This is a genomic window from Cohnella sp. 56 (genome assembly GCF_037963805.1).
GTDB lineage: Bacteria > Bacillota > Bacilli > Paenibacillales > Paenibacillaceae > Cohnella.
Genome location: NZ_JAZDQE010000004.1, coordinates 209,212 through 225,280, shown reverse-complemented (window position 1 = coordinate 225,280; position 16,069 = coordinate 209,212). Strand labels below are relative to the sequence as shown.

Here is a 16,069-nt window from a genome sequence, read left to right as displayed (position 1 = left end):
TTGAACGACAAAATTCGATGAATTATGATTAAATTCGCCAGTTATTGGATGTAATATTGCTGAAAACCACGTATAATGGTACAGATGGCGACTTGCGTCCGCAGCTGGCGCCCAGCATGACAAATCGGGAGGCCCCCAGCATGATGCATACGCACGGTACATACGACCTCTCTTTGGTATTACTCTCTTATATAATTGCCGTGATGGCTTCTTATACGACGCTGGATCTCGCCGGGCGCATCAGCAGCGCCAGCTCCAGGCACCGAACGTGGTGGATCGGCTTCAGCTCGGCGATTATGGGGATGGGCATCTGGTCCATGCACTTCGTCGGCATGCTCGCCCTCCGGCTGCCGATGTCCGTCCGATACGACAACCGCCTCGTCTTCATCTCCGTTTTTGCGGCGATTGCGGGCTGCTTCGTCGCCTTGTTCCTCTCGTCCAAGCCTACGATAGGCTACCGGCGCCTGTTACTGGCGGGCTGCTGCCTGGCGGCCGGCATATGCGCCATGCACTATATCGGCATGGACGCGATGATGATACCGATCGACTATTCGCCGGCGATTGTCGCCTTGTCCGTGGCGATCGCGCTGATCGCTTCGGTGGCCGCGCTGTGGCTCGGCTTCGTATACCACCGTCAGCAGAAGCGCTACGCCGTTTTCAAGAAGCTCGGCAGCGGCCTGATCATGGGAGCGGCGGTGGCGGGCATGCATTATACCGGCATGAGCGCGGCCGCCTTCCGGACGCATCATATGGACATGCATGCGACCGACATGTTCGCGAGCCAGCGGCTGCTGGCGTACGGCGTCGTGAGCGGCACGTTTCTGACGCTCGGCCTGTCGCTGGTCGGCATCGTCATCGCCAAGCGGTTCGCGGCGAAGCAGTCGCGGATCGAGGAGAGCCAGAACTGGTACAAGGCCATCTACGACAGCATGAGCGACGGGATCATCACGCTCAGCCTCGACCGCAAGGTTACCGGCCTGAACCCGTCCGCCGAACGAATCGTCGGCACGGCCCAGTCGGCATTGATCGGCATGTCGCTTGAGGAGCTGCTGCGCGTCGCCAACGCCATGCGCACGGAGGAGCTGGCGCGTATCCTCGAGCTGGCCGACAGAGGCGAGCGTCAGCAGTACGAAGCCGTCGTTCGCAATGTCAAGGGACAGCAGCTCGATCTGCGCGTATCGATCGCCTCCGTCCTGTCGGGCGACGATACGGTCGGCATGTATATGAAGCTCCGGGATATTACCGAGGAGAAGAACAAGGAAGCGCATATTCGAAAAATGGCGTACGAGGACGATCTGACAGGGCTGCCGAACCGGCGCAAATGGCAGGAGGATCTGTCCGAGGCCGTCGCGCAGTTCGGGCTCCATCGCGGCTGCTTCGCCGTCATGGTGCTGGATATCGACCGCTTCAAGCTGATCAACGATTCGCTCGGCCATCAATACGGCGACCAGTTCCTGAAGGATGTCTCCGAACGAATCCAGCTTGCGATCGAGGACAGCGGCGCCCAGCTCGCCCGACTCGGCGGGGACGAATTCGCAATTCTCGTCATGAACACTTGCAGCAGGGACAGTCTGTCCGCCTTGGCCGAGGAGATCGTGCATCAGATTCAGCGTCCGTACCCGCTGCATCACCAGGATTACTATGTGACGGCGAGCATCGGCATCGCCATCTGTCCGGAGCATGGCGAGGCGCCCGACCAGCTGCTCAGGCATGCGGACCTGGCCATGTACGAGATCAAGAGGCAGGGGAAAAACGGGTACCGCTTTTACCAGGCGGATCTGGACGACAAGCTCGCCGAGAAGCTCGAGCTCGAGCGCGATTTCAGGCAGGCGCTGCCTCAAGGCGAGCTGGAGCTGTACTATCAGCCCCAGGTGCGCTCGTCCGACGGCAGGATGATCGGCGTGGAGGCGCTCGTGCGCTGGAACCATCCGCGCAAAGGCATGATCTCGCCGGGCATATTCATCCCGCTGGCCGAGGAGATCGCCCTCATCGGCGCGCTTGGCGACTGGGTGCTGCGGGCGGCTTGCCGCCAGATGCGCGAGTGGCATCTGAACGGCGGCCCGCTCGTGCCGATCTCCGTCAACCTGTCCTCCCAGCAGTTTTACCAGCAGGATCTGGACGAGCATATCTCCAGAATCTTGCAGGAATCGGGCCTGGCGCCGCAATATTTGGATCTGGAAATTACGGAGAGCATGATGATGGATGTCGAGATGTCCACGCAGATTTTGAATCGTCTGAGCGCGCTCGGCGTCCGCATCAGTCTGGACGACTTCGGCACCGGCTACAGCTCGCTCAGCTACCTCAAGCATTTCCCGATCCACAAGCTCAAGATCGACCGCTCGTTCATCCGCGATATTACGGTGAGCGAGAGCGACAGAGCGATCGTCGCGACGATCATCTCGATGGCCGAACACTTGAAGCTGGACATTATCGCGGAGGGCATAGAGACGAAGGAGCAGCTCGACATCCTGCGCGCCGAGTCCTGCAGAGAGATCCAGGGCTATTACTTCAGCAAGCCGATCCCGGCCGGAGAGATCGAGCGCACTTTCTTCGCGCCGCTGCGTGACGACAGCGTCGAAGCGCGCAGTTAGAGACGCCGCCCAATCCCGAGACGATGAACGCCTCCACACAAGAGGAGCCCCGGTCGCTACGACCGAGGCTCCTCTTGTTCCGTTCCTATGCTATGCTTCGCTAATGTCGGCGAATATCTCCTCGAGCTCCTCGTCCGCCACCATCTCGATCTCCGACGGATAGACGCGGCGTCCGTATTCGCTGAGCATATAGCGTGCGATCGATTCCTTGAGATTCGCTTCGACCAGGTAGCGGCTGCGTCCTTCGACCCATACCTCTGCGGTGAAGCCTTGCTCGTCATCCCACGATAGCTCGACCTCGACGGAGGTAGCCGGCACTTGCTGCCGCTCCGACGTATGCAGGCATACCGCGTTTACGATCTCGTCCGTCGTCAGCCGCATATCGGATTACCAGCGGCGCTGGTTATCGTTCGGGCCCTGCGGTTGATGCTGTCTGCGTCTGCGCAAGGAGTTCACGATACCCATGATCAGGACGATAACGAAGAAGATCGCGGCGAGATTGACCAACATGCCGAGGATGTCGCCGAAGAAGCCCATGCCGCCGAACAAGCCGCCGAACAGCATACCGGCGATGCCGCCGATCATCAGACCTTTCATGAAGCTGCCGCCGCTGTTGAATCCGCGCTTCGGCGTCGTCGTGCCGGCCCCCGCCGTCGTACCATTGTTTTTGGTCGTGCTCTTGGATACGTTGTCCTGCGCCTTGGCCGGCGTCTTCGAATACGACCGCTTAGGCGTGCTGAAGCCCTTGCGCGCGGCGTCCGCAGCGTCGGCCGGAATGACAACGGCTGCCGTGAAGGCGAACAGCGTGAACACGAGCAACATCTTTTTCCACATATTGTGCGATTCCTCCCGTGTGATTGAGTTACCCTCGTTAATACGGCACCAGACGCGAACGGTTTCATTTTTCGGCGTTTTTTCGTATGCTGGTGAATAACGAATCTTGCGTTAGCCAAGTCCGAACGAAGGAGCACGCCGCCGACATGATCCCATTATTCCCAATTCCCGAACCGTTCGTACGTTACCTGGCCGAATATCACGCGCAGCGCGATTACTTCGAATGCCATGAGATTATGGAGGAATATTGGAAGGAAAAAAAAGAAGCGGCCTATGAAGGCTGCTGGCTGGTGCTGATCCGGATCGCCGTCATGCAGTATCACGCCCGCAGAGGCAACGGCGCCGGTGCCCGCAAGCTGCTCGCAAAGGCGACGGAGGAGATCGAGCCGGAGCGGATGGACGAGCTCGGGCTGGACGGCCGGCGTCTGCAGCAGATGCTCGAGCGCAGAAGATCGGCATGGCCAAGCGACGGAGATGTCGTCTACGACGACTTCAATCTGCCGATCGTCGATGACGGGCTGCTGGAGGCCGCCGTCCGCGCGTCCGAAGCGATGGGGGCCAGGTGGCTCTCCTCCGGGGAAGACGCGGACGAGAGCGTCGTTCACCGCCATCTGACGCGGGACCGGACGGAGGTCGTCGAGGCGAGGCAGGCTTCCATTAAAAAAAGAGGCCTCTAAAAGAGGTCCCTCCCGGTATGTCGGTTATTCCAGCAGCGCGCTCGCGTCGCTCTGCGCGGCCAAATATTCGTAGCCGTCGGTCACAAGGTCCAGCGCGCCGGTCACCGGGTCGATAATAAGGCCGTGGATCGGCGTTCCCGGCGGCAGGAGCGGATGATTGCGCACGATCTCCACGCTCTTCTCCACGCTGCTCTTGACGTTCTCGAAGCCGGTCAGCCAGCGGGTGAAGTCGACGCCGGAGTTGTGCAGCATACGGATCGTATCCTGACGGATGCCGCGGTTCATCATATGGCCGACGACGACCTTCGGGTCGATGCCCGTCATGCCGCAGTCGTGATGCCCGACGATCATGACCTCGTCGCCCTTCAGCTCGTACAGGGCAACGATGACGCTCCGCATGATGTTGCCGAACGGGGCGGTGATGATCGCGCCCGCGTTTTTGATGATCTTGGCGTCGCCGTTGCGGATGTTGAGCGCCTTCGGGAGCAGCTCCGTGAGGCGCGTGTCCATGCAAGTGACCACGACGAGCCGGCGGTCCGGCGCATTGTTGTTGACGTACTTTTCATACTCGTTGTTCGCTACGAATTCGCGGTTAAAGCTCAGTACTTCGTCCAGCTTTCTCGTCATGTCCCATTACTCCTATCCGTGATGAGTGCTTGCAGATGTTCTCAGGTCGACGGCGCCCAGACGGTTCGTATAAATCTGGCCGTCGCTCGACAGCTTGAAGCTGCGGGCCGCCGCATCGTAGGATACCTTGAGGACATCGTCGAAATAGACCGCATGCTGCGGCTCGTACCACAATTCGATCTGCGCGCTGTCCGCCCGAAGGTCGCCGGGAGCCGGCTTGTCGACCGCCCACAGAAAAGGAACGCCGTTCACGGCGCAGCCGCATCCTTCGTTGTCCGACACCAGCTTCCAGACGCGGGCCGGAGGATCGAACTTCGACCGAAGCGCGGCAGCAGCTTCATCGCTCCACTCGATTTTCAACGTTCTTCGCCCCTTACCAGCAATGTTAGACCGTTATGTTGATTATAGAGATCGCGGCAGGTATGATCAAGGGGTCTGCCATACATTTGGAACTGAAAGGAATGAGATCGGAATGAGCGAAAATGCCGCCGTGAAGGATGCCGCAATCGACCGATTTCGCGAGCTGACGACCCGGATCAAGCATTACGAGGAGCTGCTGGGCGTCGTCTACTGGGATATGCGGACCGGGGCGCCGCGCAAAGGCATACCGCAGCGCTCGGAGGCCGTGGGGGCGCTGTCCGCGGAGATGTTCCGCCTGTCGACGTCCGACGAGATGGGCGAGCTGCTGACCGCGCTGTCCGCGCCGGACGCTCAGGACGCGCTGTCCGACATTGACCGCAAGCTGATCAAGGAAACGCGCAAGGAATACGAACGCAACCTGAAGATCCCGCCGGAGCTGTACCGCGAGTATGTCGTGCTGACCTCGCAGGCCGAGACCGAGTGGGAAGACGCCAAGGCGAAGAGCGACTTCAACGGCTTCCTTCCCTATTTGAAGCAAATCATCGACTATAATCGCCGCTTCATCGAGCTATGGGGCGTCAAGGGCACGCCGTACGACACACTGCTCGACATGTACGAGCCCGGCACGACGACGGCCGAGCTCGACCGGCTGTTCGCCGAGCTGCGCAAACGTCTCGTGCCGCTGGCCGAGGAGATCGCGGCGCGCGGCGACAAGCCTGACACGTCGTTCCTGCAGGGCAAGTTCGACAAGGCGGCGCAGAAGCGCTTCAGCCTGTACATCCTCGGCCAGATGGGCTACGACTTCGAGGCGGGCAGGCTCGACGAGAGCGTGCATCCGTTCGCGACAGGGCTCGGCACGGGCGACGTGCGGATCACGACGCGTTATCTCGAGGACGATCTGACGAGCGCCCTGTTCGGCACGATCCATGAGTGCGGGCATGCGCTGTACGAGCAGAACGTCGATCCGAAGCTGAACGGCACGCCGCTCTGCGGCGGCACGTCCATGGGCATCCACGAGTCGCAGTCGCGCCTGTGGGAGAACATGATCGGGCGCAGCCGCGGCTTCTGGGAGCGGTACTTGCCCGAGCTGAAGCAGGAGTTCCCGGACCAGTTGGACGGCGTGAGCGCAGAGGCGTTCTACCGCGGCATCAACGTCGTGGAGCCGTCGCTTATCCGCATCGAGGCGGACGAATTGACCTACAATCTCCATATTATGATCCGCTACGAGATCGAGAAGATGCTGTTCAACGAAGGACTCGAGCCCGAGCGGCTGGAGGAAGTGTGGAACGCCAAGTATAAGGAAGCGCTCGGCATCGAGCCGGCGAATGCCGGCGAAGGCGTGCTGCAGGACGTCCATTGGTCGGGCGGCATGTTCGGCTACTTCCCGTCCTACTCGCTCGGCAATATGTACGCGGCGCAGATGATGAAGACGGCGGAGCGCGAGCTGCCGGGCCTCTCGGCCGACATCGCGGCCGGCCGCCTGGCGCCGCTCAAGGAATGGCTGACCGAGCAGGTGTACCGTCACGGCAAGATGCTCGAGCCCGGCGAGATTATCGAACGAATCACCGGCGAGCCGCTGCAGTCGACATATTTGTGCGACTATCTGGAGGGCAAGTACAAGGGGATCTACCGGCTCGGTTAAGATCGGCATCGGACGAACAAAGGGATGAACAGGGGGCGTTTCCTGTTCATCCCTTTTTTTAATTCGTCGGCAGGGCCGCTCTGCGATATTCGGCGGGCGGCGTGCCGTAGCGATCGGAAAATACGCGGGTGAAGTAGTGAACGGACTGATAGCCGGTGAAGCCCGCGATTTCCTTGACACTGTGCAGCGTCGTCTTGAGCAACCCTTCCGCTGCGTGCATGCGCTCCCCGGTGACATAATCTACGAACGACAATCCGAGTTCTTCCTTGAAGATGCGGGACAAATGCCGGACGGATATGTTCAAATAGGCGGACACTTCTGCCAGACCCAGCTCGCCCGACAGATTGTCGCGGATATACCGCTTCGCAAGCTGGACGAGATGAGAGCGGGAACGGGAGGACGAATTGGCCTTGACGGGAAGCGTGCCGCTCGGCTGCCCGAACGTTCGGGGAAAGGAACGGAGCAGCATGGCGCACAATTCGGCCGTCAACGGCTCGCCGTCCGCCGCATGCATGAGCACCTGCCGGTACAGCGCCCGCCATAGCAGAGCGGTCACGCCTTCCGGGCAGAGCACGACGGGGGAGGGGCTGCCGAGCAGCCCGGATTCATACGCCTCGGCTTCGGGGGACGTTACGGCTGCGGCGAGTTCAAAGGCGACAAAAAACAACTGCAAACCCGTCCGGCTGCGGATCTGATGCCAATGTCCGGGCAGCGAAGCAAAAAGAACGCCGCCTTCGAGCCGGTACGTCACCTCTTCGTCTTCGTATTCGCCTTCCCCCTCGAGCACGTAGCAAATCTCATAGAAGGAATGCCGGTGGACCGGATTGTCATAGTGCTTCCATGTCAGCCCCCAGTTAAAAATCCGGAATTCAACGCCATCGCCGCATTTTCTGTAGTTCTGATTCAGTATCCGGGTCGCGATTGCAAAGTTCTCTTCGGTCAATAATCTCACCCCTTGGCGCAATTGTGCAAATGGAAGGCCAGCCTCTGCAAATACAGCAGACTCAGACTCTCTTATACTGATTGCGATAGGAGCGTTTTCAGTACAGGAGGGACTCCGCGTGGATAAGCTGATTAAAGCAGAGGACGTACAATTTTACAAGGAAAACGGATACTTGCTCGTCCGTGGCCTGTTCACGGCCGCGGAAGTGGAACAGATGCGCAGCGCCGTGGCCGGCATCATCGACCGCGCCTCGAAAACGAAGTACGACGGCAATGCGACATGGCAGGGAGACTATCTGCCGCCGGAGGAATTGAAGAAGCTCGTGCTCAAGGGCTTCCACGATGTGCATTATCATGATGCGTCGTTCACCCGCGCCGCCGTTCATCCGAACATGACGGCCGTGCTGTCGCAGCTGATCGGACCGAACGTACAGCTGCATCACAGCAAGATGCTGGTCAAGCCGCCGGAGAAAGGCGCCGCCTTCCCGCTGCATCAGGATACGCCTTACTTCCCGCATGCCAGCCATACGATGCTCGCGGCCAGCGTCCATCTGGACGATTCGGATATGGAGAACGGCTGTCTGTGCGTCATTCCGGGCTCCCACAAGCAAGGATTGCTGCCGCATGTGGGCCGTTATTATCTGGATCACAGGGAATACCCATTGTCCGCGGCGACGCCTTGTCCGGCCTCGGCAGGCGATGTGTTGTTTTTTAACTACTTGACGATCCACGGCTCCGACGTCAATCGCAGCCCGCGCAACCGGCGCAACGTCCTGTTCCAGTACCGCGATCCGACGGACCTGCCGACCGAGGACGTCCATGTCAATTGGGGGCAAGGGCTGATGGTATGCGGGGAAAATCCGATCTACAGAGCGTATCAGCCAGAATACCAGTTGAAATCGTAGGTCGCCGCTGCGCTGCGGATTGCGGATAGACAATCATTCGGACCTGACGTCCTTTGCGGACGGCGGGTCTTTTTATTTTGGTCAAATGATATGCCATTTGATATAATGACGGCAATAACAATGAAGGGCATGAGATGGAATGTCGCAGGACACGCCGTTATATCGCAAAATCATTTCGCATTTCCTCCGAGAAATCGCGGAACGACGGCTATCGGCCGGGGACAGGCTGCCGACGGAGCTTGAAATATCCGAGCGGTTCGGCGTCAGTCGGATCACCGTTATTCGCGCGATGCGGGAGCTTGAGCATCAAAAGCTGCTGTACCGCGTAAAAGGCAAAGGCACCTTCGTCCGCGAGGATGTGGGCAAGCTCGGCGACCTCGCCATGCAGTCCGAAACGGGCGCGCTAATAGGAAGTGAGCCGGGCGAGCGCGAGCGGGCCGAAAAAACGGATATCCCGCTGATCTCTGTCGTCATGAGCGACTCGGAGCAATCGGGGCGGGATATTCTGCTAGGCATCGAGCATGCGGCCCGCAAGCACGGCTATTACGTCAGCTTCCACAATGCGACGATGGACCCGCGCGTGGAGCGGAGCTTGCTTGAGAAGCTTGCCGCAGACGCCCGGGGGATCATCGTCTATCCCTGCGCGGGGCTGGACAATATCGATCTGTTCAGCGGCATGACGATCCGGGGATTCCCGTATGTCGTCATCGATCATCCGCTTGAAGGCATCGAGGCACCGCTATTCGCGCCCGACAACGAGGGCGGCAGCTACGCGATGACCCGGCATTTGATCGAGCTGGGACATGTTCGGATCGCCTTCGTCGCGCCGGGGCTGTATGTGCATCCTTCTCTCCGCCAGCGCTACAACGGTTACTGCCGCGCGCTGATCGAGGCCGGAATTCCCGTACGCCCGGAATGGATCGAATCCGCGGATTGGCCTTCCGGCAGTGAGCCGGAGGCGCTTCGACAGGGGGCAGCCTCTACGCTGAAGCGATGGCTTGCCGGCAGCTGTCGGCCTACGGCCTTGCTCGCCGGCAACGATATTCTGGCCATTCATCTGATGAAGGCCGCCCAGCTGGCGGGAATTTCCGTTCCCGGCGAGCTGTCCGTGGCAGGCTTCGACAATCTCCCTATGACCGAGTATTTGGAGGTGCCGCTGACGACGGTCGGTCAACCGTTTTACGAGATGGGAGAGCGTGCCGCTGATGCGCTGATCCGGCTCATCCGCGACGGCGAACCCGTCGCCGGCGAGCGGCTGGATACGAAGCTCGTTATTCGCGCCTCCACCTCGGTTCCCTCCGTACGCTAATCTCATCTCGCTGCTGCGGGAACGGTACGTCTTGCCTCTCGTCGGGCAAGGCGTTTTTTTGCGCGCTGCGACGAGCAGAACTTATTCAAAATAAATGATATAACATATTATTGTGGTGGAGCGCCCGTACATTTATAATGATATATTATATACTTGGATTTTAGGAGGCGCTAGCATCGTGAGCGAAGCAATTCGAAAAATAAACAAGATGTACATCCTGTCCCACACCCATTGGGATCGTGAATGGTATCAGGACTTCCAAGGCTTCCGCCTGCGGCTGGTGCATATGATGGACGAGCTTATCGAACATATGGAGCGGGACGACGAGTACCGCTACTTCATGCTGGACGGACAGACGATCATGCTGGACGATTATATGGCTATCCGGCCTGAACGGAGGGACCGGCTGGCGAAGCTGATCGCCGACGGGCGAATTCGGATCGGACCCTGGTACGTCATGCCCGACGAGTTTCTGGTCAGCGGCGAGTCGCTGATCCGCAACCTGCTGAAGGGCATCCGGGACAGCCGCAAATGGGGGGCCGAGCCTGTCCGGTCCGGCTATGTGACCGATATATTCGGTCATAACAGTCAGTTGCCGCAGCTGCTTCAAGGGTTCGGAATCGATCACGCCATGTTGTTCAGAGGTTTCCACGGGGACGGCGATCCGTCCGAGCTGTGGTGGGAAGGCGCGGACGGCAGCCGGGTGCTTGGACTGAAGCTGGACGAGGACCGTTCCTACAGCGATTTTTACTTTGCCGTGCGCTGGCCGTTTTTCGACCGGGATGACGATTATGCCGGCCATACGGAGGAGCTGATTCAGCGCGCGAACCGGCTGCTCGCATTCAAAAATGAACGCGCGACAACCGATATTGCGATCGGCATGGACGGGGTGGACCATGTCGAGATCGAGCCGCAGCTGGCTGGGCTGCTGCGGACGCTGAGCGAAGGTACGGGCGTCGAATTCGTCCATGCCACGATCGAACAATACGTGGTCGATCTGAGGAAAAAAGTGCAGGACCTGCGGGTTCACAAAGGCGAGCAGCGCGCGCTCGGGTACAGCGGCATCAACAACTGGGTGCCGGAAAATGTGCTGTCGTCCCGCATTCATCTCAAGCAGCACAACCAGCATGGCGAGAATCTGCTGGAGAAATGGGCGGAGCCGCTCGGCGTTCTGACAGCAGCTGCGGGCAAGCCCTATCCGGCGGGATTTTTGACCGAAGCCTGGGCGCATCTGCTGCAGAACCATCCGCACGATTCGATCTGCGGCTGCTCGATCGATCAGGTCCACCGGGACATGATCTACCGGTTCGACCAGGCCAGATTGATCGGCGACGGACTCGTGAAGGAGAGCGTTCAATATATCGTCGACCATCTGGACGAGGGCCGGGTCGACGGCAAGCAGGTGCTGGCCGTATTCAATATGTCCCAGAGCGCGGTGGACGGCATCGTACAAGTCGAGCTGGCGCTGCCGGTCGGCTCCGACGCCTCCGTGCGCATGGCCGAACACAATCTGCAAGGGACTTCCTTCAAAATCTTCGACGGAGACCGGCGCGAGATCGCCTATCAGGTGCTGTCGGTGCAGCGCGGACATACGGAGATGTACAGGCCGTATCGCGAGCTCCCGCGCGGCCGGATCAGCGACGTGTACCGGCTGGCGCTGCATGCGGCGGTGCCTCCGTTCGGCTATGCGGCGTATACGGTAGAGCCCTTCGAGCTGGACTGGCACGGACCGCTCGAGTATAGCGCGCCGAAGCTCGTCGCCCCCGTGCGCCATCCGGGCTCCCAGCAAATTCGCGCACGAACGTGGGACACAGGACGGGTCCGGGTGGAGGTGCAGCCGGACGGCACGATCGACATCACCGAGAGCGAGACGGGCCATACGTTCCGCGGGCTGCTGCGCTTCGAAGACGAAGGAGACATCGGAGACGGCTGGACGCATATGGCGCCGATTGCCAATGAACGCTTCACCTCCGCCGGCTCGCCTGCGCAGCTGTCCATCGTATACGATGGCCCGTATGCCACCTGTCTGCGCATTTGTACCCTTATGCGGCTGCCGAGGGGCATCGATACGTCGGGAATGCGGCGCAGCGAAGAGTGGACGGACTATCCGGTCACGACGTTCGTCACGCTGCTGCGCGGAGATCCGAAGGTCTATTGCCGCACGGTCGTCGACAACACGGTGCGCGACCACCGCTTCGGCGTCTGGTTCCCGACGGGACTCGATACGGACAGCTATGCCGCCAGCACGCCGTTCGATCTGGTGAAGCGCCCGCTGCGCCAGCCGGATCAATCCGGCTATTTGCGCAAGCCGTACGAAGCATTTCCGCACAATGGCATTTTAGCCGCGAACGACGGAAAAGCAGGAATCGCGATTTTCAGCAAAGGGCTCTATGAAGTATGTCTGCGCGAAGACGATAACCGCGCGCTTGGACTGACGCTGTTCCGCAGTACGGCCAAAGAGGTCGGCACCGATCCGGGCGACGGGGGGCAGCAGCTGCGGACGATGACGTTCGAGTACGCCATCGAAGCCGGACGCGTCGACGACGATTATGAGAGCGGACTGTGGCTGACGCATCAGCGCTATGTCGCCGGCATCCGGACCGGGGAGCGCCCCGCGGGCCGCGTATGGAGACAATCGCCCTATCGCAGGGAAGCGAATCTGCCGCTCACGGCATCGTTTCTCTCAATAGAAGGGGCAGGCTTGCAGATCAGTGCGCTCAAGGCTGCCGAGGAGGGGGAGAACCGCTGGATCGTGCGTCTGTTCAACACGACCGATCGGGAAGCAAGCGGCCGGCTGATCTGCCGTCGGGAGCTTGATGAAGTCCATCTGCTCAACCTGAACGAGGAGCCGCTGCAGAAGCTGGACACCCTTCGGGGAGAGATCGCCGTCAAGGCGGGGCCCCGGCAGATCGTCACGATCGGATTTTGTTGGAAAGTTTAAATCGGACTCGCTCCTCCGGTCTATGCCTTGGATAGCCGCCGGAGCGGGAAGGAAACGCCAGAAGCGCCGTCGAATTAATGCACATGCTGTCGAATCGTTTCGCACACGACTGCGACAGCCCTGCCGGAAGGAGGCTCCGATATGACATGGACAGTATGGATCGCGGATGACGAACGAATCCAGCGGGAAGGCATCGTCCGGCATGTGCCCTGGGAGCAAATGGGGCTCGTCCTGGCCGGTACGGCGCCCGACGGCGAGGAGGCGCTCAGACTCATGCGCGACGCGCCCCCCGATATATTGGTGACCGATATTAAAATGCCGATCATGGGCGGTCTGGAGCTGGCCAAGCACGCGAGGACGCTCAATCCGCGCTTGAAGATCATCATTATAAGCGGTTATGACGATTTTGAATATGCGCGCACGGCGATCGAGCTGAGCGCCACCGCCTATTTGCTGAAGCCGCTGTATTTCCCGGATTTGCTCAATACGCTTCAGTCGGTCGCCGCCGCCTGCGAAGAAGAGGCCAGGCTCGAAGAGACCCGGCTCCGTCTGCAGCGTCAAATGGAAAAAAGCAAGCCGCTCGCCGTGCGCCAGCTGCTGCGCGACCTGCTGCAGGGACGCCTGGCCGATCCGGCGGCGGCCTCCGCAGGCATGTGCGAGGCGGGCATGCCTGCGGAGGCTGAATATGTCATCGGCGTCTTGCAGACGGATGAGCCGATGAAGGCCGGCAAAAAGGAAAAAGAAAGCGGCGATATCCGGCTGGCGCAAAAATTGGAGCGCCTCTGCCTGGGACTGCGTTGGTCCGCATCCTTCTGGTCGGACGGAGGCGAACTGATCTGGGTAGCAGCCGCGCAGGAGGAACAATCGCTGAATATATTGGAAGCGCTTCGTTCGTATGCGAACATCGAGCTTGGCTGCCATCTGGCCGCCTGCGTCGGCGCCGGCATACGCGATCCCTTCGCATTTGCCCAGTCGTACCTGCGAGCCGCCGCCGAGCTGTCGCGGAGGGCCGGTCCGGGTTTCGATGAGACGATTCTACTCGGGGATGCCCAAGCCATCAACAAGGAATCGCCCGTGCAGCGGATCAAAGCCTACATCGAGGCCCGGTATGCCGGACCGATCACGGTAGAGGAACTGGCCAAGACGGTGTACCTCACGCCCAACTATATCAGCAATCTGTTCAAGGAGCAGACCGGCGAGACGATCACCGATTATGTGACCGGCGTGCGGATGCGTCATGCCCGGACTCAGTTGGCTGACCCGCAGCGCAAAATATACGAGATCGCAGAGAGTACGGGCTTCAACAGCACGTCGTACTTCAGCGTCGTGTTCAAAAATATGTACGGCGCAAGTCCCAAGGAATACAGGGAGACGCTGATGGGGCGGACTTCCGAATGAGGCTGCCGCAGCGCGTTCACGACATCTCGATCAAGCACAAGATGATGTTCTGTTACGGCCTGCTCGTGCTGCTGTCCATCCTGGCGCTCGGAGCTGCCTTTTACGCCAGCATGCAAAAGTACGTCTACGAGCAGGCGAGCGAATCGTACCGGCAGACGCTGTCGCAGGTCGTCCTGAACACGGAATACAAGCTCAACAATTACGATCAGCTGCTCGGCCAATTCGTGTCGGATTCGAAGTTCGTCGGCGCGGTCTCGTTTGCCTATACGTCGCCAGGCGATTATTCCTTCGCCTTCCTGAACACGATCTCGCGCTACTTCGAGGTCGGCAAGCAGGACAGCAGCATCGAGACTCTCATTTTATACAAAAACAACCCGACGCTGCCCGAATCCGGCGACGTGCTGATCGATATCGATTATATAGCCCATACCGGCTGGTATAACGAATACTTCGCGCAACTGGACAACTATACGATCAACGACTATATCGCGCTGTCCAAGCGCAAATTTTGGATCGTCACGGACGAGATGAACAGACCCGATTACCGGCTGGCCGGAGAGACGGGCGGAGCGGAGCATGCGAGGCGGGTCGCGATCATTAAGCCCGTGATATATGGTTACGAAAAGCTGACCGGCGTCTTCGAACTGTTCGTCCGCTATGACCGCATATTCGGAGACTTCGCGGCAGCCGGCGCCGGACGGGACGACTATATGTTCGTCGCGGACGACAAGCTGCGGACGATTTATGCGAGCGCTGGGAGCGGCGCTGCCGTGCCGGGGGCGCTCACGGCAGCGTTAACGGAGAAGATGGCGATAGCCGGCAGCGGCGCGGCGGGCAAATTCAGCATGAAGCTGGACGGCGCGGACAAAATGGTGCTGTACGAGCGGGCCGGCGATTCGGGCTGGCTGTATGTGCGGGTGCTGTCGTACGACCGACTGTTCGCGGGGGCCAAGACGGTCAGGCAGTTCACGATCGCGGTCGGCGCGGTGTGCCTGCTGGTCAGCCTGCTGCTCGCGCTGGCGCTGGCCCGGATGATCGCGCGGCGGCTGTCCGTGCTGTCCGCCCAGATGAAGAGCGTGGAGGATCTGACGCTCGACGTGAAGGTGGATATCGACGGCCGCGACGAGATCGGTGCGCTGGCCCGCAGCTACAACCGGATGATCCGCAAGCTCAGGGAGCTGGTCGAGCAGTTGACGGCCAGCCAGCAGACGCAGCGGGAGTCCGAGCTCAAGGCGCTGCAGACGCAGATCAACCCGCATTTTCTGTACAATACGCTGGCGACGATCAACTGGATGGCGATGGACGGTCAGAATGACAAAATCATGGGTATGGTCAATCATCTGGCCACCTTTTACCGCTTGTCGCTCAACAAGGGGCTGCCGCTGCTGGCGGTCAGGGAGGAGATCCGCCATCTGCGGGCCTATACGGAAATTCAGAAAATCCGTCTGGAGGAGCGCATCGCCGTAACCTATGAGGTGGAGGCGGATATCGAATCGTGTCTGACGTTGAAGCTGATCCTGCAGCCGTTCGTGGAAAATGCGATTTTGCACGGCGCGGAGCGCAAGGCAGGAACGACTGCGATCGCGATTCGCGCGCGACGCGCCGGCGACGATCTGGTATTCGAGGTCGAGGACGACGGCGTAGGGATGGCCGCGCCGCCCGCGGCCGAACTGATTCCCTACGGCAACGGCTACGGCATCCGCAACGTGCACGAGCGCATCCGGCTGCACTACGGGCCGGCGTACGGGGTGACGATCCAAAGCGCGGCGGGCGTGGGGACGAAGGTGACGATCGCGATTCCTGTAGTGAGAGACGTATAGGACGGCGCAACAGCGCCCCTCGC

At 60.1% G+C, this 16,069-nt stretch carries 13 protein-coding genes; 8 read left to right on the top strand and 5 right to left on the bottom strand.

Annotated elements, in window-relative coordinates; translation table 11 throughout:
* Positions 1 to 140: 140 nt before the first annotated feature.
* Entirely contained in the window at positions 141 to 2,591 is a 2,451-nt protein-coding gene (locus VQ071_RS09285) for an EAL domain-containing protein (protein WP_340513685.1), read from the top strand.
* A 90-nt stretch (positions 2,592 to 2,681) separates the two neighbouring features.
* On the opposite strand, the gene VQ071_RS09280 is transcribed toward VQ071_RS09285, so the two are convergent.
* Positions 2,682 to 2,972 (bottom strand): DUF2653 family protein, encoded by a 291-nt coding sequence (locus VQ071_RS09280; protein ID WP_340513684.1) that lies wholly within the window; start codon positions 2,970 to 2,972, stop codon positions 2,682 to 2,684.
* A gap of 6 nt (positions 2,973 to 2,978) precedes the next feature.
* Entirely contained in the window at positions 2,979 to 3,425 is a 447-nt protein-coding gene (locus VQ071_RS09275; protein ID WP_340513683.1) for a hypothetical protein, read from the bottom strand.
* Positions 3,426 to 3,571: 146 nt separating this feature from the next.
* On the opposite strand from VQ071_RS09275, the gene VQ071_RS09270 reads away from it, so the two are divergent.
* Complete coding sequence (locus VQ071_RS09270; protein ID WP_340513682.1) at positions 3,572 to 4,102, top strand: DUF309 domain-containing protein; 531 nt, start codon at positions 3,572 to 3,574, stop codon at positions 4,100 to 4,102.
* Between the two features lie 24 nt (positions 4,103 to 4,126).
* On the opposite strand, the gene VQ071_RS09265 is transcribed toward VQ071_RS09270, so the two are convergent.
* Positions 4,127 to 4,729 (bottom strand): beta-class carbonic anhydrase, encoded by a 603-nt coding sequence (locus tag VQ071_RS09265; RefSeq protein ID WP_340513680.1) that lies wholly within the window; start codon positions 4,727 to 4,729, stop codon positions 4,127 to 4,129.
* 12 nt (positions 4,730 to 4,741) lie between these two features.
* The gene (locus VQ071_RS09260) at positions 4,742 to 5,089 is read right to left on the bottom strand and encodes an iron-sulfur cluster biosynthesis family protein (protein WP_340513679.1); all 348 of its coding nucleotides are present in this window, start codon (positions 5,087 to 5,089) and stop codon (positions 4,742 to 4,744) included.
* 112 nt (positions 5,090 to 5,201) lie between these two features.
* Between VQ071_RS09260 and VQ071_RS09255 the strand changes: the two genes are divergently transcribed.
* On the top strand, positions 5,202 to 6,731 hold the full coding sequence (locus tag VQ071_RS09255; RefSeq protein ID WP_340513678.1) for a carboxypeptidase M32: 1,530 nt from the start codon (positions 5,202 to 5,204) through the stop codon (positions 6,729 to 6,731).
* Positions 6,732 to 6,789: 58 nt separating this feature from the next.
* On the opposite strand, the gene VQ071_RS09250 is transcribed toward VQ071_RS09255, so the two are convergent.
* A complete protein-coding gene (locus VQ071_RS09250; RefSeq protein WP_340513677.1) occupies positions 6,790 to 7,674 on the bottom strand; it encodes an AraC family transcriptional regulator in 885 nt (294 codons plus the stop codon).
* A gap of 127 nt (positions 7,675 to 7,801) precedes the next feature.
* Here VQ071_RS09250 and VQ071_RS09245 point away from each other — a divergent pair, with 127 nt between their 5' ends.
* The 5 genes from VQ071_RS09245 to VQ071_RS09225 all read left to right on the top strand — a co-directional run bounded on the left by VQ071_RS09245 (position 7,802) and on the right by VQ071_RS09225 (position 16,046).
* Positions 7,802 to 8,578, top strand: coding sequence for a phytanoyl-CoA dioxygenase family protein (locus VQ071_RS09245; RefSeq protein ID WP_340513970.1), 777 nt, complete (start codon positions 7,802 to 7,804; stop codon positions 8,576 to 8,578).
* Positions 8,579 to 8,717: 139 nt separating this feature from the next.
* Positions 8,718 to 9,887, top strand: a complete 1,170-nt coding sequence (locus tag VQ071_RS09240; protein ID WP_340513676.1) for a GntR family transcriptional regulator — start codon at positions 8,718 to 8,720, stop codon at positions 9,885 to 9,887.
* A gap of 178 nt (positions 9,888 to 10,065) precedes the next feature.
* Positions 10,066 to 12,828, top strand: coding sequence for an alpha-mannosidase (locus VQ071_RS09235; RefSeq protein WP_340513675.1), 2,763 nt, complete (start codon positions 10,066 to 10,068; stop codon positions 12,826 to 12,828).
* A gap of 141 nt (positions 12,829 to 12,969) precedes the next feature.
* The gene (locus VQ071_RS09230; protein ID WP_340513674.1) at positions 12,970 to 14,226 is read left to right on the top strand and encodes a response regulator transcription factor; all 1,257 of its coding nucleotides are present in this window, start codon (positions 12,970 to 12,972) and stop codon (positions 14,224 to 14,226) included.
* The gene (locus tag VQ071_RS09225) at positions 14,223 to 16,046 is read left to right on the top strand and encodes a cache domain-containing sensor histidine kinase (RefSeq protein ID WP_340513673.1); all 1,824 of its coding nucleotides are present in this window, start codon (positions 14,223 to 14,225) and stop codon (positions 16,044 to 16,046) included. Before VQ071_RS09230 ends, VQ071_RS09225 begins: the two co-directional genes overlap by 4 nt.
* Positions 16,047 to 16,069 lie beyond the last annotated feature (23 nt).